The 17,106-nt window shown below is 62.9% G+C and carries 17 protein-coding genes and 3 pseudogenes; 7 read left to right on the top strand and 13 right to left on the bottom strand.

The features are described 5' to 3' along the window. Positions 1-130: 130 nt before the first annotated feature. The 6 genes and pseudogenes from ACNFCJ_RS07615 to ACNFCJ_RS07590 form a co-directional block, all read right to left on the bottom strand. Positions 131-283 (bottom strand): annotated as a pseudogene (locus ACNFCJ_RS07615) (integrase); the annotation flags it as partial. Positions 284-333: 50 nt separating this feature from the next. Beyond that, the gene (locus ACNFCJ_RS07610; protein WP_042855650.1) at positions 334-1,578 is read right to left on the bottom strand and encodes a tyrosine-type recombinase/integrase; all 1,245 of its coding nucleotides are present in this window, start codon (positions 1,576-1,578) and stop codon (positions 334-336) included. Positions 1,579-1,765: 187 nt separating this feature from the next. After that, positions 1,766-2,632, bottom strand: a pseudogene (gene ychF, locus ACNFCJ_RS07605) (redox-regulated ATPase YchF); the annotation flags it as partial. 48 nt (positions 2,633-2,680) lie between these two features. Next, positions 2,681-2,998, bottom strand: a pseudogene (locus ACNFCJ_RS07600) (AraC family transcriptional regulator ligand-binding domain-containing protein); the annotation flags it as partial. A 100-nt stretch (positions 2,999-3,098) separates the two neighbouring features. Then, on the bottom strand, positions 3,099-3,893 hold the full coding sequence (locus ACNFCJ_RS07595) for a 2-keto-4-pentenoate hydratase (RefSeq protein ID WP_092377778.1): 795 nt from the start codon (positions 3,891-3,893) through the stop codon (positions 3,099-3,101). Next, positions 3,890-4,786, bottom strand: a complete 897-nt coding sequence (locus ACNFCJ_RS07590; protein ID WP_092377775.1) for a TauD/TfdA dioxygenase family protein — start codon at positions 4,784-4,786, stop codon at positions 3,890-3,892. Before ACNFCJ_RS07590 ends, ACNFCJ_RS07595 begins: the two co-directional genes overlap by 4 nt. Before the next feature lie 111 nt (positions 4,787-4,897). Here ACNFCJ_RS07590 and ACNFCJ_RS07585 point away from each other — a divergent pair, with 111 nt between their 5' ends. Continuing rightward, positions 4,898-5,956: an AraC family transcriptional regulator gene (locus tag ACNFCJ_RS07585; RefSeq protein WP_092377772.1), complete on the top strand. Its 1,059-nt coding sequence runs from the start codon at positions 4,898-4,900 to the stop codon at positions 5,954-5,956. Positions 5,957-6,246: 290 nt separating this feature from the next. Here ACNFCJ_RS07585 and ACNFCJ_RS07580 read toward each other — a convergent pair whose 3' ends face one another. The 3 genes from ACNFCJ_RS07580 to ACNFCJ_RS07570 form a co-directional block, all read right to left on the bottom strand. After that, the gene (locus tag ACNFCJ_RS07580) at positions 6,247-7,452 is read right to left on the bottom strand and encodes a tyrosine-type recombinase/integrase (RefSeq protein ID WP_092377768.1); all 1,206 of its coding nucleotides are present in this window, start codon (positions 7,450-7,452) and stop codon (positions 6,247-6,249) included. Between the two features lie 203 nt (positions 7,453-7,655). After that, positions 7,656-8,183 carry an inorganic diphosphatase gene (gene ppa / locus ACNFCJ_RS07575; protein WP_013717208.1) on the bottom strand — a complete coding sequence of 176 codons (528 nt, stop codon included), beginning with the start codon at positions 8,181-8,183 and terminating at the stop codon, positions 7,656-7,658. A 78-nt stretch (positions 8,184-8,261) separates the two neighbouring features. Next, positions 8,262-9,089 carry a zinc-dependent peptidase gene (locus ACNFCJ_RS07570; protein WP_416770654.1) on the bottom strand — a complete coding sequence of 276 codons (828 nt, stop codon included), beginning with the start codon at positions 9,087-9,089 and terminating at the stop codon, positions 8,262-8,264. A gap of 114 nt (positions 9,090-9,203) precedes the next feature. On the opposite strand from ACNFCJ_RS07570, the gene ACNFCJ_RS07565 reads away from it, so the two are divergent. Then, entirely contained in the window at positions 9,204-10,787 is a 1,584-nt protein-coding gene (locus ACNFCJ_RS07565) for a protein kinase (protein ID WP_416770652.1), read from the top strand. 27 nt (positions 10,788-10,814) lie between these two features. Here ACNFCJ_RS07565 and ACNFCJ_RS07560 read toward each other — a convergent pair whose 3' ends face one another. Further along, entirely contained in the window at positions 10,815-11,270 is a 456-nt protein-coding gene (locus tag ACNFCJ_RS07560) for a GNAT family N-acetyltransferase (RefSeq protein ID WP_036998299.1), read from the bottom strand. Here ACNFCJ_RS07560 and ACNFCJ_RS07555 point away from each other — a divergent pair. The 5 genes from ACNFCJ_RS07555 to ACNFCJ_RS07535 all read left to right on the top strand — a co-directional run bounded on the left by ACNFCJ_RS07555 (position 11,269) and on the right by ACNFCJ_RS07535 (position 14,094). Next, complete coding sequence (locus ACNFCJ_RS07555; RefSeq protein WP_416770650.1) at positions 11,269-11,430, top strand: hypothetical protein; 162 nt, start codon at positions 11,269-11,271, stop codon at positions 11,428-11,430. The genes ACNFCJ_RS07560 and ACNFCJ_RS07555 overlap by 2 nt on opposite strands. An 89-nt stretch (positions 11,431-11,519) precedes the next feature. Further along, positions 11,520-12,875 (top strand): UDP-N-acetylmuramate:L-alanyl-gamma-D-glutamyl-meso-diaminopimelate ligase, encoded by a 1,356-nt coding sequence (gene mpl, locus ACNFCJ_RS07550; RefSeq protein WP_416770648.1) that lies wholly within the window; start codon positions 11,520-11,522, stop codon positions 12,873-12,875. Continuing rightward, entirely contained in the window at positions 12,876-13,505 is a 630-nt protein-coding gene (ubiX, locus tag ACNFCJ_RS07545; protein WP_064494985.1) for a flavin prenyltransferase UbiX, read from the top strand. Positions 13,506-13,516: 11 nt separating this feature from the next. Continuing rightward, positions 13,517-13,807 carry a DUF2845 domain-containing protein gene (locus tag ACNFCJ_RS07540; protein WP_099526342.1) on the top strand — a complete coding sequence of 97 codons (291 nt, stop codon included), beginning with the start codon at positions 13,517-13,519 and terminating at the stop codon, positions 13,805-13,807. Continuing rightward, positions 13,804-14,094 carry a YceK/YidQ family lipoprotein gene (locus tag ACNFCJ_RS07535; protein WP_416770645.1) on the top strand — a complete coding sequence of 97 codons (291 nt, stop codon included), beginning with the start codon at positions 13,804-13,806 and terminating at the stop codon, positions 14,092-14,094. The genes ACNFCJ_RS07540 and ACNFCJ_RS07535 overlap by 4 nt, the downstream gene beginning before the upstream one ends. Positions 14,095-14,249: 155 nt before the next feature. Here the strand turns inward: ACNFCJ_RS07535 and ACNFCJ_RS07530 are convergent, their stop codons facing one another. From ACNFCJ_RS07530 to ACNFCJ_RS07520, 3 genes are all read right to left on the bottom strand, one after another. Beyond that, the gene (locus ACNFCJ_RS07530; RefSeq protein ID WP_112210956.1) at positions 14,250-14,729 is read right to left on the bottom strand and encodes a YbaK/EbsC family protein; all 480 of its coding nucleotides are present in this window, start codon (positions 14,727-14,729) and stop codon (positions 14,250-14,252) included. Positions 14,730-14,887: 158 nt separating this feature from the next. Then, positions 14,888-15,754, bottom strand: coding sequence for an MBL fold metallo-hydrolase (locus ACNFCJ_RS07525; RefSeq protein ID WP_416770643.1), 867 nt, complete (start codon positions 15,752-15,754; stop codon positions 14,888-14,890). 38 nt (positions 15,755-15,792) lie between these two features. Beyond that, positions 15,793-16,971: an acetyl-CoA C-acetyltransferase gene (locus ACNFCJ_RS07520; protein ID WP_416770642.1), complete on the bottom strand. Its 1,179-nt coding sequence runs from the start codon at positions 16,969-16,971 to the stop codon at positions 15,793-15,795. Positions 16,972-17,106 lie beyond the last annotated feature (135 nt).

Here is a 17,106-nt window from a genome sequence, read left to right as displayed (position 1 = left end):
TCTCACCCAGGGTTCGCCCGATCCTAATGATCCTAATGATCCTAATGATCCTAATGATCCTAATGCGGCATGCGTGGCCTATGCGTGGGGAACTGCCTGTTGTTACCGGCTGCTTTGGGCTTGCTGTGGGTCACTTCTTGCTCGTGCAGAACTTGGCCCATTCCGCCATCAGTGCACTGCGCTTCTCCAGAAGGTCGGAGCGCGAATAGGCCGCCTCGGTCTGGTCGCGTTCATCATGGGCAAGCGCAAGCTCACAAACCTCTCTCGGGTAGTTGGTGCATTCGGGTGAAAGCGCCAGCCGATGTTTTCGTAATCAGCGACGTCTCTTTCCATTCAGCCTAAGTCCTTTTTCCAGCTGTCCAGCATGTCCGCCCATCTCTGCATCATCATGGCTCGATCACTCAAATACTCGGCATGGTTGTAGGTGCGGCGGACAGCGTTTTGCTCGGTATGGGCGAGCTGTCTTTCGATCCAGTCTGCTGAATAGCCCATCTCATTGAGTCTGGTGCTGCCCGTTGTCCTCGTGGCATGCGGGCTGTATTTACCTCCCCAGCCAAGGGTGTTGAGCATCTGGCGGAATGAGGCCGCAACCATTGGGCGGGTGCGTACGTCGCGGTGAGGAAATACGTGGGTGTATTTTCCTGTGATGGAATGCAGGCCTCGCAGTATTTCGACTGCCTGTCGCGGCAGTGGCACCGTGTGCTCTTTGCGCTTTTTCATCCGCTCGGCGGGAATGCGCCAAAGCGCCTTCTCCAGGTCAAATTCTGCCCACTGAGCCTCTACAGCTTCATTGGGGCGGCACAGAGTCAGCCACATGAGCTGGAAAGCGCAGAGGGTCTCATGGCGTCCGCCGTGAGATTCGACATCGCGTAACAGTTGGCCAATTTCTTCGGTGGAGAGAGGGCGTTTGTGCTGAGTCTTGTTGGCTGGCAGGGCTTTTCGAACGGGGTGTACCGGGTCGGTGCTGGCTCGCAACGTGGAAATTGCCAGTTCGAAAACTCCGGACATGCTCCGCTTGGCCTCTGCGGCAACAGATGGGCCATTATCTTGAGCGGCTGCTCTGAGCACTTCAAGAATGTGCATGGGGGTGATGGCTTTGATCGGCAGTTCACCGATTTTGGGAAATACGACGCGTTCAAGCATGTTGAGTCGTCTGGACTTGGTGATCTCCTCCCAGTCCTTCAGTGAAAGCCACTCTTTGGCGACGGCTTCAAACGTAATGGCCTTCTCGTGGTCGCGCTTCACCCGCTCCTGTTGCCGGTGGTGCGCGGGATTGATGCCCTGTATGACTAGGGCACGGGCTTTCACGCGCTCATCGCGTGCCTCTGCAAGAGTGAAGCGGCGCCCTTTGCGGCGCTCTTCGGCGTGCTCGGGTGATTCCCCTTTGGGCGCGATTACATAGTCCCCAATCGCGAACACGCTTTCCTTCCTGCTAGTTCCGTCGTTCAGCTCGAACCGATAGCGCCATGCCTTAACCCCGTTAGGCTTCACCTCAAGGTAAAGGCCATTGCCATCTGTGAGCTTGTAGGGCTTTTCCTTGGGCTTGGCGGTACGGCACTCGGTATCGGTAAGCGGCATGGCTGCTCAATCCTGGTATACCCGGTTATATGGGGAGGTGAATTTTTCGATACCCGGTAGCGTACCCGGTAAATATGCGGATCGTATAGATTCTTTTCGGACCTTTTCGGAAAAGAAAAACCCCTTAAGGCTTTATTCCTCAAGGGGTTTCGTATCCGGTAAGATCCGGTGAAATCCTAATTTCTGTTTAGACGTTGAAGCGGAAGTGCATCACGTCGCCATCCTTGACGATGTATTCCTTGCCTTCCAGGCGCCATTTGCCGGCCTCCTTGGCGCCAGCCTCGCCCTTGTACTGGATAAAGTCGTCATAGCTGATGACTTCGGCGCGGATAAAGCCTTTTTCGAAGTCGGTGTGGATCACGGCGGCGGCCTGCGGGGCGGTGGCGCCGATGCGCACGGTCCAGGCGCGTACTTCCTTGACCCCGGCGGTGAAGTAGGTCTGCAGGTTGAGCAGCTGGTAGCCGGCGCGGATCACGCGGTTGAGGCCCGGCTCGGTCATGCCCATGGTTTCCAGGAACATCTGCATTTCTTCCAGATCGTCCAGTTCGGCGATCTCGGCTTCGATCTTGTTGCACACCGGCACCACGATGGCGCCTTCTTCTTCGGCAATAGCGCGCACCACGTCGAGGTGCGGGTTGTTGTCGAAGCCGTCCTCGGCGACGTTGGCGATATACATCACCGGCTTGGTGGTGAGCAGGTGGAAGGTCTTGGCCAGGCGCTTGTCGTCGTCACCCAGGTTCTTCAGCAGGCTGCGTGCGGGCTTGCCTTCGGTGAAGTGGGGGATGAGCTTTTCCAGCAGGGCCTTCTGGGCCACGGCTTCCTTGTCGCCGCCCTTGGCGCTGCGGGTGACGCGCTGCAGTTGCTTCTCGCAGCTGTCGAGGTCGGCCATGATCAGTTCCAGGTCGATGATCTCGATATCGCGCTTGGGGTCGACGCTGTTGGCGACGTGGATGACGTTTTCGTCTTCGAAGCAGCGCACCACGTGGGCGATGGCGTCGGTCTCGCGGATATTGGCGAGGAACTTGTTGCCCAGGCCTTCACCCTCGGCGGCGCCCATCAAGCCAATGCGCAGCGGCTGACCGGCAGCCGGACAAACGCTGCGCACTACGCTGAGCAGGGCCATCACATGCAGCTGCTCCAGCAGCCTGTCGGGACGCCCGAAGCGCTCGTCCCAGCTGATGACCACCTGCTCCCGTGTGACGCTGACCTGGGCCCAGTCGCAGCCATAAAACCATTGATCCAGCAGCAGGTAGGTCTCGAAAAACTCGCTCAGAGTGCGGGTGTTGACCAGCAGGTAGCCCAGCGGTCCGACATGCTGCAGGCGCACATGCCGACCGATGTCGAGTCCGCGCGCGGGGCCAGGGGCCAAGGCAATCGCCGCATGCACTTGCGCCTCCCACTGTTCGAGTGAGAGCGCCACCCCACGCGGGGCGGCGGAAGGGCGAGACAGACCAAGGCTGGCCAACCAATCGTTGAGAATGGCACCAAAGGCGCAGGGCACTACGATCAAGCGAGCAACCTCAAATGAACGCGCACGTTACCTCACCCAGCCCGCCGATACGGAAGCTCAGGCGGTCGCCGCGCGCCAGTTCCAGCATCGGCGCCTGGGCGCCGGTGAGCAGCACATCGCCAGCACGCAGCGGCTGGCCCAGGCTGGCCCGCTTGCGCGCCAGCCACAGGGCCGTGGCCAGGCAGTCGGACAGGGACAACTCGATAGCGGAGTGCACCGACTCGCCATTGCGTTGCAACTCGGCACTCAGCGTCTGCCCCGCCAGCTGCGCCAGCGGCACCACCTGTTCGCCCAGCACATAGAGCCCGGACGACAGGTTGTCGGCAACCGCGTCGAGCAGGGTCAGTTTCCAGCCCTCGAAGGCCGAGTCATTGATCTCCAGCGCCGGTACCACTCCGGCTATGCCGGTCAGCAGCTGCTCCAGCTCGATCTCACCTGCCGGCAGATCCTGCCCCAGCACCACAGCCAGCTCGATCTCCGCCCGGGGCTGCAGCAGCCGTTCCCAGGCGATGCTCTCGCCCGAGCGGCAGGCGGTATCGGCGAACAGCCAGCCATACACCGGTTCCTCGACCTTGAGCGCGGCGCGCAGGGTCGCCGAGGTGAGCCCGGCCTTGGCGCCGCTCAGGTGCCGGCCCTGTTCCAGGGCCTGACGCATGCCCACGGCCTGCACCTGATAGGCGTCGTCCAGACCTTTCAGGGCGAAGCGCTCGCTGACCAGCGGGCCGGGCTGGCGCCGACTGCGCGCCTCGGCCAGATGGTCGGCGGCGGCCTGCAGATATTCACTGACACCCAATGCTTGGCTCATCGGCTGGGCACCTCGCCGACCACGGTGGTCCGGAACATCTCGCGGCGCATGCCGTGGTAGTCGGAAATCGGCAGGTGCCAGGTGCTGCGGTTGTCCCAGATGGCCAGGGTGCCCTGGCGCCAGCGCATGCGGCAGGTGAAGGCCGGCGATGTGGCCAGGCTGAACAGGTAGTCGAGCAGCGGCTTGGACTCTTCCGAGCGCAGCCCCTCGATGCCCACGGTGTAACCCGGGTTGACGAACAGCACCTTCTTGCCGGTTTCCGGATGGCGGGTCACCAGCGGATGGCTGCGGGTGTCCGCGGAAGTATCGTTGCCGAAGTTGATCGCCATGTTCTCCAGCAGCGCATTGTGGTTGGCGCCAACGCCGTAGGCGCGCTCGGGACTGTGGATTGCGTTGAGGTTTTCCAGCAGCGCCTGCATGCCCGGCGACAGCCACTCGTAGGCCAGCGCCATGTTGGCGTAGCAGGTGTCCCCGCCAAAGGGCGGGATGTCGTGGCCATAGAGCAGGGTGAAGGCCGGCGGACGCTCCTGGAAGGTCCAGTCGGTATGCCAGGCACCGCCGAACACGAAGGGCGCCTTCTCGTCAGCTTCCTTGACTACCTGCACCACGTGCGGGTGCTCGGCCATGGTCTTCACATAGGGCTCACGGCCGAACTCGCCGAACTGCTGGGTGACCCGTTCCAGATCGGCGGGGCTCAGCTCCTGCTCGCGGATGAAGACCACCTTGTGCGCTAGCAGGGCCTGGCGCAGCTCGGCATAGCCCTCCTCGCTCAGGCTCTTCAGGTCGAGCCCCTCGACATCCGCGCCGATGGCGCCGGTGGTCGGGGTGACCTGGATATGGCGATAGTCGGCCGCACGGTTGTGGCTGGGCAGGGCGTAGATGAATTCGTTCATGGCAGGGACTCAGGCTGTTGGACGTGGCAGCAGAATGCGACGCGAGCGGCTGAACGATCTATGATAATTACCGCCAAAAATTGTTAACTACTGCCAAACAAGAGGCCTGCGATGAACTGGCGCCAGAGCCGCCCGCTGACCGGCGTGCGCTACCTGCTCGAAGTCGCCCGCGCTCAGGGCGTGGGCCCAGCAACCTGCCTGCTCGGCAGCGCCATCGCCACGGATGCGCTGCAACAATCCAATGCGCAGATCGAGGCCTGGCAGGAGCTGGCGGTGATCCGCAACCTGCTGGAACACGCTGGCCGCCCCGGCCTGGGTTTTGTCGCAGGCAAGCACTACCACCTGACCTCGCTCGGACTGCTGGGCTTCACCATGCTGGCCAGCCGCACGCTCGACGAGGCCTTCGCCGCCTTCCAGCGCTATCAGCTGCTCGCCCTCACTCTCTGCCCGGCCCGCATCGAAACCGACAAGCGCGGCACTTGGTTGCTTTTCGATGCCAGCGTACTGCCACAGGACGCCCGGCGCTTCGTGATCGAGCGCGGCCTAGCCGGTTGCCTGAGCGTGACGGCCGAACTGCTTCAGCGCCCGGCCGTGCCCCTGGCGGTAGAAATGACGGCCGCGGCTCCGGGCGACCTGGAAGCCCTGCAACGTGACTTCCCCTACCCGGTGCGCTTCGGTGCGCCGCGCGACGGCATCCTGTTCAGCAACGCCGAACTGCACCTCAACCTGCCGCAGGCGCATATCAGCGCCCAGCTTGAAGGCGAACAATTGTGCGAGCGCCTGTGCAACGAGATTTCCCATGATCTGGTCGCCCCGCCGACGGCCCGTCTGGTGCAGCAGGTAGTGATCCGCGACTCGGCCAGCCTGCTCACCAGCCGCACCGTGGCCCAGCACCTGGGGCTGTCCGAACGCACCCTGCACCGCCGCCTGGCCGCCGAGGGGCACTCCTTCCAGCAGCTCAACGAACAGATCAAGCGCCGCCTGGCCGAACGCCTGCTGCTCGACTCACGCCTGGATCTGGGCAGCATCGCCCAACGCCTAGGCTATGCCGATGGCGCCAGTTTCTCGCGCGCCTTCAGCCGCTGGAATAAGTGCTCGCCTGGTTATTGGCGTAACCGAACCAGCTGCTTGGTAGTAAATGATGGAAGTAGTGATGGCAGTGAAACTTAAACACCTCCATCGTGGGATTCAGGAGCCCCTCTGACCCTTCCCAGCTTTACGTGGGTAGTCGGTAGCGAACTAGGGGGCCTCGCTCCCCGAAGTCCTTTCATCTAAGCCTGTTGGGGGCGACTTTCTTGTGATAGCGCAGCGCCTCATTTCTCACTTTGGCAACCGTGTGAGAATCGCCCCGGTTTTTGATACCCCCAACCCTCAAAGAGGGTCCGCTAACCCCATGCATGAGCGCCCGCTATTGGCCGGTTTCTGTCTGTTGTTACCGGCTGCTTTGGGCTTGCTGTGGGTCACTTCTTGCTCGTGCAGAACTTGGCCCATTCCGCCATCAGTGCCCTGCGCTTCTCCAGAAGGTCGGAGCGCGAATAGGCCGCCTCGGTCTGGTCGCGTTCATCATGGGCAAGCGCAAGCTCGCATACCTCTCGCGGGTAGTTGGTGCATTCGTTTGCCCAGTCCCGGAAGGTCGATCGAAAGCCATGTCTCGTGATGTCTGCATACCCCAGCTTGTGCAGCAGGTTGCGTATGGCGTTGCCATGCATGACACCATTCTTCCCTTGCCCAGGGAAAAGATATGTTGAATGAGTCGTATTCATGATATTCAGCATCTCGACTACCGGGGGTGATAGAGGAATGACGAAAGGTTTTCGCATCTTCATGCGCTCAGCCGGCAGTGCCCAAGTGCCAGTTTCGAGGTCAAACTCAGACCATTGAGCATGTTGGATCATGTGGTAACGAGCACCGGTCAGAATCAGCAACCTGGTTGCGATGGCGTCACGTGTATCGATGTTGGCCAGGGTGGATATCAGCTTCGGAGTGTCTTTCCACTGCAGTGCTGGGAAGTGCTGGCGCTGCCTGGCCTTCTTCTTCTCTGCCTTGCTCAGCAAGTTGTCCAAGTGCCCGCGCCAGCGGGCAGGATTGTCTCCCTCGCGTAAACGCCGAGTCTTGGCTGCATCCAGTATTTGCTCGATCTGGCCCCTGATTTCATCAGCAGTCCGTGTCTTGGTTACCCAGATGGGTTGCAATGCAGCAAGCACATGCTCGGTGCTGATGATGTCGGCCGACAACTTGCCCATGGTCGGGAAGGCGTAGAGCTCCAGTTTGCGCAGCCAGCCTTTCCGCCACTTCTCAGACCAACTGCTGCCGTGTGCTTGTTGGTATTCGCGAGCGAGATCTTCGAACGTCGTGCGACGTGCTGCAGCCTGGCGTTCGGCTTCGCGCTTGGCTTCCTTTGCTGCATCGCGGGTTGCCAGTGGGTCGCTTCCGGAAGCTAGAAGCTTGCGTTGATCGGCGGCCAACTGCCGGGCTTGGCTGAGTGTGACGGTTGGGAAGGGGCCTAGCCCCATTTCGCGGCTGCGGCCATCCAGCTTGTAGCGGAAGATCCAGCTGGTGCCGCCGCTCTTGGATACCTGGAAGTACAGGCCATCGCCATCATTGGTTTTTCCTGGCGTTGCAGCCTTGGCTATCGACTCCACGGTCTTGCTGGTCAGCTTGCCCATTACTCGCTCCTACTCCAACCCACACCCCTCGACCCACACTTTGACCCACACCTTGGTCGCGGATTTTATGGATGGTTACTGGATGTCTTAGGACGAATGCTAAGCTGCAGGGCCCGTATTTGCTAGTGCTGTAGGATCTTGTCGGATTTCTTCGGGCAATAAAAAAGCCGGCTTGTGGCCGGCTTTTCGGAGGTGGTCAGGGCTTATTTTTGGTAAGCCGCGACTGCCTTGTTGATCAGGCCGCGGGCTTCTTCAGCGCCGCCCCAGCCTTCTACCTTGACCCACTTGCCCTTCTCCAGATCCTTGTAGTTCTCGAAGAAGTGCTTGATCTGCTCGATCAGCAGCGCGGGCAGGTCGGTGTATTCCTGAACGTCTTTGTACAGAACGGTCAGTTTGTCGTGCGGAACGGCAACCAGCTTGGCGTCGCCGCCGGCTTCGTCGCTCATGTGCAGTACGCCGACCGGACGAGCGCGGATCACCGAACCCGGCGCGACCGGATAAGGAGTCACGACCAGCACGTCGAGGGGGTCGCCGTCGTCAGCCAGAGTGTGCGGGATGAAACCGTAGTTGGCCGGATAGAACATCGGGGTGGCCATGAAGCGATCGACCATCAGGCAATCGGTGTCGTGGTCGATTTCGTATTTGATCGGCGCGTGGTTGGCCGGGATTTCGATGGCAACGTAGATGTCGTTCGGCAGGTCTTTACCAGCCGGGATCTTGCTGTAGCTCATGGGGGAAACTCCCAGGGAGGGCCAAAAAAGTGGGGCGCATTATAGGCGTATTCGCAATGCGTTACTACGGCGGCCTACTCAGCCATTGGTCGCGTTTTCGACCGTCCTGTAGTCGGGGTGTTCCGCTTGCAGCCGTCGCAATCGCGCCAGGCTGTCCTGGCGGTAGAACAAGGACAGCTGCTGGTAGACGTCCGGAAAGGCGTCGGCCAGCAGGTCCGGGGCGGTGAAGAAGTATTCGCTGGTGACGGCAAAGAACTCTGCCGGGTCTTCGGCGGCGTAAGGGTCGATGGCGGTTTCGGCCTCGGGGTTGGCGTCCAGCTCGGCGTTCAGGGCGTCATAGGCGCTCTGCATGGCGTGGGCCCAGTCCTGCACGCGCATGTCGCGGTGCAGCGGCGGCAGGCCATTGGCGCCGCCTTCGAGCATGTCCAGCTTGTGCGCCAGTTCGTGGATCACCAGGTTGTAGCCTTCCCAGCCGCCGCTGCTTTCGACGCCCGGCCAGGCGAGGATCACCGGGCCTTGTTGCCAGGCCTCGCCGCTGCGCGCGTCGTCCCATTCGTGTTCGATACCGCTGGCGTCGCGGTGGCGCTGTGGGCTGAGGAAGTCGTCCGGGTAGAGGACGATCTCGTGAAAACCCCTGTACCAGTCCAGATCGCCCAGGTGCAGCAGTGGCAACTGCGCCTGGGCTGCCAGCAGCAGATGCTCGATTGGCCCGAGCTGCAGGCCCGGCAGGGCGGTCAGGTGCTTGTCATGCAGAAACAGCACGGCGCGCTCGCGCAACTGCTGCTCTTCGCGCCCGTCGAGGCCATCGAGGATCGGCAGGCGTCTGCGTACCTCGGCCCAGTTGGCGGGATCGACAGGGTTGTTTTCTAGGGTGCGACGACGGCGCCAGGCCTTGAAGGACCACATGCATGCGGGCTCGTTGGGAGGACCCGGCCACCATAAGGGCGCCAGGCGCTCGCTACAAGTCGGCATAAAGGCTGCAACGCCTCTTGCAGCTTCGCTGCAGCAGGAGGGCTGAGCATGGCGCTACAACTGCTGGAACACCCGGGCATCACGCTGGCGAGCGGCACCGGGCTGGACTTGCCGCACCAGGCCGCGCGGGCTCGGGCAATGTGGCTGGCCGGTCGCCAGCAGCGTCCGCCATTGCTGCTGGTCGTGCTGCTTTGGGCACGTCACTGCCCTGATGTGGTGCAAAGCCTGGAACGTCATCTGGACGCCCTGTTCGCCGATTTTCGCTGTACGCCTGAGGGCTGGAGTGAAACCCAGGCGGCGCGACAGGTGCTGGCCGCGCTGAACATACAGCTGTTCCGGCGGCAGCAGGCCGGGCGGGGCGCCGCCGACTTGCATGCCGGTGTGTTGCTGATGCAGGGCGATGAGTTGCAGTTTCTGCAGGCGGGTAGTGTCGGTCTGGCGCGTGCGCACAAAGGTGTCTTGCAAGTCCTGGCAGGGCGTGAGGGGCAGGCTCTCGGTGCTCAGGCCGAGTTGGCGCTGGTTCAGCACAGTCTGTTGCCGAGCCGCGGCGAGCATCTGTTGCTGGCGCCGCAACCGCTACTCGATGTGAGTGATCTGCAAGGGCTATGTATCCAGGCGGAGGGTGGCTTGGGCGAGCGGCTGAAGCCGCTGTTGCAGGCTCCCGGCGCTGCAGTTCTGCTGCGTCTGGGGGAAACCCAGTGCCTGGCGCCGGCACCGTCCGCTGTGGCGTGTCCGGCGCTGATGCAGATCGCCTGCGGCCAGCAGCTCGATGGCTGGACGCTGTTGCGCCAATGTCCTTATGGTCCGCCTGGACGGGTATATCTCGGGCGTGACGAGTCCGGACGGGAAGCCGTGCTCTGGTTCGCCGAAGACGAGGCAGGCGAAGCCTTCTGGCAGCACGAGTGGGCTCTGCGACGCAGTACGCAGCAGGCGTTGCCGCAGGTACTGTCGCCGCATCAGGCGCGCAGCCATGCATACCTGGTGCTGGCCAAACCGCCTCGCGGCATGCACAACCTGTTCGATTGGGTGGCTGCTCATGGGGCGCCGGATACGCAGACGCTGATAGGGATAGTGACGCAACTGATCGCCGCCGTGCGTTCGCTGCAGCGCCGTGGCATGCAGGGGCTTTGGTTGAGCCCGAGGCAGATCTTGCTCGGTGATGACGGGCGCGTGCTGTTTCTGCCCGGTGCAGCTGCGATCCTGCCCGGTGTGGCGCGTCAGTCTTTGCCTGAGCAGGCTGTACCGCTAGCGCCGGAACTGCGCAGCGGCCGAGCACTGGATGGTCGTGCCGATCAGTTCGCCCTGGCGGCGCTGATCTACTGGCTGATGTCGGGGCAATGGCCGGAGGCGGCGCGCAGCGACGTCAGGCCTGGACACTGTTATGTGCCCTTGGCGACCTTGATCCGGTATGTGCCGCAAAGCTGGGATGGCGTGCTGGCCCGTGCCCTGGCGCCGCAGCCACAGGCACGTTTCGAGGCGCTGTCGGAGTTTCAGCTGGCATTGCAGCAGCCCTTGCAGGCGCGTCGCAGTCAAGCGCTGCGGCGCGTGCCAATGCAGCCGGCACGCCTGGCTGCGCTAGGTCTGGTCACGTTGCCATTGCTGTTGGGGCTGCTGCTCAGTCTCGGCGGCTGACGGGCAGCCGCTACACCTGCGAGTCGATCAATCGGAGTTGATCGGCAGCACGTAGTTCTTGAACTGCTCGTCCTCGACGAAGCCGATGGACTCGTAGACCTTCTGTGCCACCTCGTTGTCGCGGCTGGTGGCCACGCGCATACGCACGGCGTTGGTTTCCTTGGCCATCTGCTTGGCGGTGTGCAGCAGTCGGTCGGCCACCAGTTGGCGGCGAGCATCCTCGGCGACATAGATGTCGTTGAGAATCCACACGCGTTTGAGCGACAGAGAGGAATAGCTGGGGTAGAGCTGACAGAAGCCGAGCAGCTTGTCTTCGTCGTCGGCCAAAGCCAGGTAGATCACCGACTCCTTGCGGCGCAGGCGCTTCTCGAGGAACTTGCGTGACGACTCGGGGTAGGGCAGCTCGTTATAGAACTCTCGGTATTTGACGAACAGCGGGGTCAACAGGTCCAGGTGCTCCAGGGTGGCTTGGACTATGCGCATGGTGGGCCTCGGCTTTTCTCTATGGTGGGGCAGCAGTGGCGATGCAGCTGTTGTGCCAGCGGGTCAGCCGATGCTGCCTCAAAGCCAGTTGAAAGCGCAATCCAAGCAAGCGTTTGATTTTCTGGCTGCGGAGCAACTTGGTATTGGTGCATCTGTCTGAACTGGGCGCAGCAGTCGCCTGGCGGGCGCTGTGCTAACCTGCCGCCATCGCTTTAAGCCCTACGAGTAGGGCGCGTTCAGAGGTCATTCATGCACATTCATATTCTCGGCATCTGCGGCACCTTCATGGGCTCGCTCGCGGTGCTGGCCAAGGAGCTCGGCCATCGCGTCACTGGCTCCGATGCCAATGTCTATCCGCCCATGAGCACTCAGTTGGAAGCCCAGGGCATCGAGCTGATGCAGGGCTTTGATCCGGCGCATTTGCAGCCGACGCCCGATCTGGTGGTGGTGGGTAATGCCATGAGCCGTGGCAACCCGGCGGTGGAATACGTACTGAACAAGGGCCTCCCCTACGTTTCCGGCCCGCAGTGGCTAGCCGATCACGTGTTGCAGGGGCGCTGGGTAATGGCGGTCGCCGGCACCCATGGCAAGACCAGCAGTTCGAGCATGCTGGCCTGGGTGCTGGAACACGCCGGCATGGCGCCCGGCTTCCTGATCGGCGGCGTACCGCAGAACTTCGGCATCTCCGCGCGTCTGGGCGACACGCCGTTCTTCGTGGTCGAAGCCGATGAATACGACAGCGCCTTCTTCGACAAACGAAGCAAGTTCGTCCACTACCGCCCACGCACGGCGATTCTGAATAACCTGGAGTTCGATCACGCGGACATCTTCCCGGATCTGGCCGCCATTGAGCGGCAGTTCCATCATCTGGTACGTATCATCCCCAGCGAAGGCCTGGTCATCCATCCGGCTAGCGAAAGCGCGCTTGCGCGGGTGATCGAGATGGGCTGCTGGACGCCGGTACAGACCACCGGCGAAGGCGGCCAGTGGCAGGCACGTTTGCTCAGTGCGGATGGCTCGCGCTTCGAGGTGAGCTTCGACGGCAAGGTCGAGGGCACCGTAGAGTGGAACCTGACCGGCCAGCACAACGTCGCCAACGCCCTGGCCGTGCTCGCCGCAGCGCGCCATGTCGGCGTTGTGCCGGCGCTTGGGATCGAGGCGCTGGGCCAGTTCATCAATGCCAAGCGGCGCATGGAGAAAGTCGCCGAGGTGAACGGCGTGACCATCTATGACGACTTCGCCCATCACCCAACCGCTATTGCCACCACCCTCGACGGCCTGCGCAAGCGCGTTGGCGACGACACTCAGGTGATCGCCGTGATCGAGCCGCGCTCCAATTCGATGAAACTCGGCGCCCATCGTGACGGCCTGGCCGAGTCCGCCGAACAGGCCGATGCGGTGTTCTGGTACGCGCCGCCGAATCTTGGCTGGGACCTGGCCGCGACCGTGGCGCAGGCGCGTAACCCGACGCGCGTGTGCGACTCGCTGGAATCGATCATCGACGGTGTGAAGGCCTTGGCGCGCCCCGGTACCCAGGTGGTGGTCATGAGCAACGGTGGCTTCGGTGGTTTGCACGGCAAGCTGGCAGCAGCTCTGGAGGGATAAATGTCTGGCCCTGAGAGAATAACCCTGGCGATGACCGGCGCCTCGGGCGCGCAATACGGCCTGCGCCTGCTCGATTGTCTGGTGCAGGAAGAGCGCGAGGTGCACTTCCTGATCTCCAAGGCCGCGCAACTGGTCATGGCTACCGAGACCGACGTGGCGCTGCCGGCCAAGCCGCAGTCCATGGCTCAGTTCCTGACCGAGTACACCGGTGCGGCGCCGGGGCAGATCCGCGTCTACGGCAAGGAAGACTGGATGGCCCCGGCCGCCTCCGGCTCCGGCGCGCCCACAGCCATGGTGGTGGTGCCGTGCAGCACCGGCACCCTATCGGCCATCGCTGCCGGTGCCTGCAACAACCTGATCGAGCGCGCCGCCGATGTGGCGCTGAAGGAGCGCCGCCAGCTGATCCTGGTGCCGCGCGAGGCGCCGTATTCGAGCATCCATCTGGAGAACATGCTCAAACTGTCGAATCTGGGTGTGACCATCCTGCCGGCATCACCGGGGTTCTATCACCAGCCGCAAACGCTGGATGATCTGGTGGATTTCGTCGTGGCGCGTATCCTCAATTGCCTGAATATCCCCCAGGACATGCTGCCGCGCTGGGGCGAGCATCATTTGGTATCAGATGACTAAGGAGAGTGCTGATGTCCATTGTGAGTCGCTGTGTGTTGGGAAGCGTCTTCACGTTGTCGTTGCTGCCGGTTGCAGAGGCCTCCATGCGCTGCGGTACCGCCCTGGTTTACGAGGGCGAGCGTAGCGTCGAGGTGCTGCGCAAATGCGGTGAACCCGATCAGCGTGAGGTGACACCACCCAGCAGTCCGCAGGGTGGCGGCGTGACAGTCGAGCAATGGGTGTATGGGCCTCGCAATGGCGTCTATCGATACCTGCGTTTTCTCGATGGCAAGCTGGTGGAAATAAGGACCGAACGCGGATGAGACGGCCTGTAACGCTCACCCTGTTGCTGGCGCTGAATCTGAGCGGCTGCGCCACCGTACGCACGCTGGACGCGGCCAAGCCTGGTGCGCCAGTGGTCTACGCCGGCACACGGCTGGATTGGTACACGATCAATGGCGGGTGCTGCCCGCTGGACCGTTTCGGCGCCGAAGCGCCGAGCTATCCCAGGCTTGATCTGCCGGGCAGTGCGCTGCTCGATACCTTGTTGCTGCCCCTGTCACTGGCCACTGCTCTGGGTGTCAGTCTCGGGGTTAGCGGCGGGCTGTAGGCCAACGAGATACGCCACTTTCTGATAATCCGGAGAGGTGCCATGACGCCGTAGGGTGCGCTGTGCGCACCGGATTTTTGCGGCGGCGTATAGCCCGGAGTCAATCCGCTAGCGCCTTGGTGCGCGCGGCGCACCCTACGCTTACGTTGACCCGTTCAGCAGGGCTCGGTTTCCACTTCCTGACACACGTCGATCCACTCTGCATCGACCAATTCGGCCATGCGCTGCGGGGCGATGCGTACGGCGCTGTGGGTGGCGCCGGCCGCCGGTAAGACTTCATCGAAGGCCAGCAACGAGCGGTCGCAGTAGACGCTGAGCGGTGTAGCCAGGCCGAATGGGCAGACGCCGCCCACCGGGTGGCTGGTCAGCTCGATCACCGTTTGCGCATCGAGCATGCGCGACTTGGCGCCGAAGCATTCCTTCATCTTGCGGTTGTCGATGCGGGCGTCGCCACGGGCGACGATCAGCACGTCGCGTTCGGCGATACGAAAGGCCAGGGTCTTGGCGATCTGTCCCGGCGATACGCCATGCGCCTCGGCAGCCAGCGCCACGGTGGCGGTGCTGGACTGCAGTTCGATGATCGCGATGTCGGGCGCCTTGGCGGCGAAGAAGGCGCGTACAGAGGCCAGGCTCATGAAGCGGTTCCCCAGGGCTGTCGAGGTGAGCACGACGCGGTACCAGTCTGTGCTGGTCAGGCGCAGCCCCGTCCTGGCGCTGGCGTGGTCGTGAGCACGGCGAAAAAACAAGCGGCCATGCTCGCGCCGCATGGCCAGCACGTCAAGGCCTGATGGCGTCAGTTTGCCAGCAGATGTGCTGTTTTCGCCGCCTCATTGAGGCCGTAGCGACCTTTTTCATCTCGCGTCACCCGCCCCATCGCTACATCCGGGTCGTGGGTGAACACCAGTCGGCCGCCCCGTGAAAACAGATCGCTGAGCAGCGCTTCCTTTTCCTCGATAAGGCCTTCGGGAAAGCGGTCATAGCCCATGGTGATCGGCAGGTGCACCCAGGGCGATCCGGGGATCAGGTCTCCGGGAAACACCACCGGCCCACCCGGCATGACCACCTCCGGTAGCAACTGGCCCGGTGTGTGGCCGTCGCTCCAGTGCAGGCGCCAGTCTGGACCGAGTAGCTCGCAACTGTCGGTTTCGTCGATCAGTTGCAGGCGGCCGCTGGCTTCCAGCAGAGCCAGCAGCTCCGGGATATAAGAGGCTTTATCGCGGGCGTGTGGATTGCAGGCGCGCAGCCACTGGCGACGCCCCGTGACGAAGCGGGCATTGGGGAACAGCAGGCGTGCGGGCTGGCCTTCTTGCCAGGCGGCGAGCAGGCCGCCGGCATGGTCGAAGTGCAGGTGGGTCAATACGACGATGTCGATATCAGCATCGCTCAGGCCGACGGCTGCCAGGCTGTCGAGCAGCACGTGGCGATCTTCCTGCACGCCGAAGCGCTGCTTCAGCTCCGGGCTGAAAAAGGCGCCGATGCCAGTCTCGACCAGTATGTTGCGTTCATCTTCCTGTACCAGCAGGGCGCGGCAGCCGAGGTCGATACGGTTCAGTTCGTCGGCCGGCATCCAGCGCTGCCAGAGGGCCTTGGGCGCGTTGCCGAACATGGCGCCGCCATCGAGTTTCTGGCTGTTGCCGGTCAGGGTTGTCAGGGTTCGCATGGGGTTTCTCTTGTTCTTGTCCGTTCGTGGCGATTGTTTCAGCGTTCGATGGCCAGGGCCACACCCTGGCCGCCACCGATGCACAGGGTGGCCAGGGCACGACGGGCATCGCGGCGCTGCATCTCGTGCACCAGGCTGACCAGGATGCGGCAGCCGGAGGCGCCGATGGGGTGGCCGAGGGCGATGGCGCCACCGTTGACGTTGACCTTGGCGCTGTCCCAATGCAGTTCGCGGCCGACGGCGATGGCCTGGGCGGCAAAGGCTTCGTTGGCCTCGATCAGGTCAAGTTGTTCCAGGCTCCAGCCGGCGCGTTCCAGCGCCTTGCAACTGGCGAATACCGGGCCGATGCCCATCACTGCCGGATCGACCCCGGCGCTGGCGTGGGCAGCGATACGGGCCAGCACCGGCAGTTGCAGTTCGTCGGCTTTCTCGGCGCTCATCAGCAGTACGGCAGCGGCGCCATCGTTGAGGGTCGAGGCGTTGCCTGCGGTCACCGTGCCGTCATTCTTGAAAGCCGGGCGCAGCTTGCCCAGGCTGTCCAGGCTGGTGCCGGCGCGCGGTTGTTCATCTTGGGCAAAGCGCAGTGGTTCGGCGCCGCGCTGGGGGATTTCCACCGGGACGATTTCGTCGGCAAAGCGTCCGGCGTCGATGGCGGCCTGGGCGCGCTGCTGCGAACGCAGGGCGAAGGCATCCTGCTCGGCGCGGGTGACGCCGTACTGCTCGGCCAGGTTCTCGGCGGTGATGCCCATGTGGTAGTTGTTGAACGCATCCCACAGACCGTCCTGAATCATCGTGTCGACCAATTGCGCATGGCCCATGCGCAGGCCGCTACGGGCGCCGGGCATGACGTAGGGCGCGAGGCTCATGTTCTCCTGGCCGCCGGCGATGATGATCTCGGCGTCGCCGCCACGAATGGCCTGGGCACCGAGGATCACCGCCTTGAGGCCGGAGCCGCAGACCTTGTTCAGGGTCATGGCCGGCACCGTATGTGGCAGGCCGGCGAGCAGGACACTCTGGCGCGCCGGGTTCTGTCCGGAGCCCGCGGTGAGCACCTGGCCGAGAATCACTTCGTCGATCTGCTCGCCCTCGATTCCCGTGCGGGCCAGGAGTTCACGGATCACCGCGGCGCCCAGTTGCGGCGCGGGTATGCGGCTCAAAGCGCCCTGAAAGCTGCCGATGGCGGTACGGCAGGCGGCGACGATTACGACTTCACGCATAGAGGGTCCTCGTCGGCTGAACATGGCTCAGCCGAGGTTTGAATAAAAAAGCGCGGCTTGACGCCGCGCGAACGCTCAATCCTGTAGGGCGGGTGCAACCCGCCGGCTTGGCGGTGGCGGGTTGCACCCGCCCTA

The organism is Pseudomonas sp. NY15364, assembly GCF_048068235.1.
Taxonomy (GTDB): domain Bacteria; phylum Pseudomonadota; class Gammaproteobacteria; order Pseudomonadales; family Pseudomonadaceae; genus Aquipseudomonas; species Aquipseudomonas mendocina_D.
This window is presented reverse-complemented; position numbering and strand designations above follow the sequence as displayed.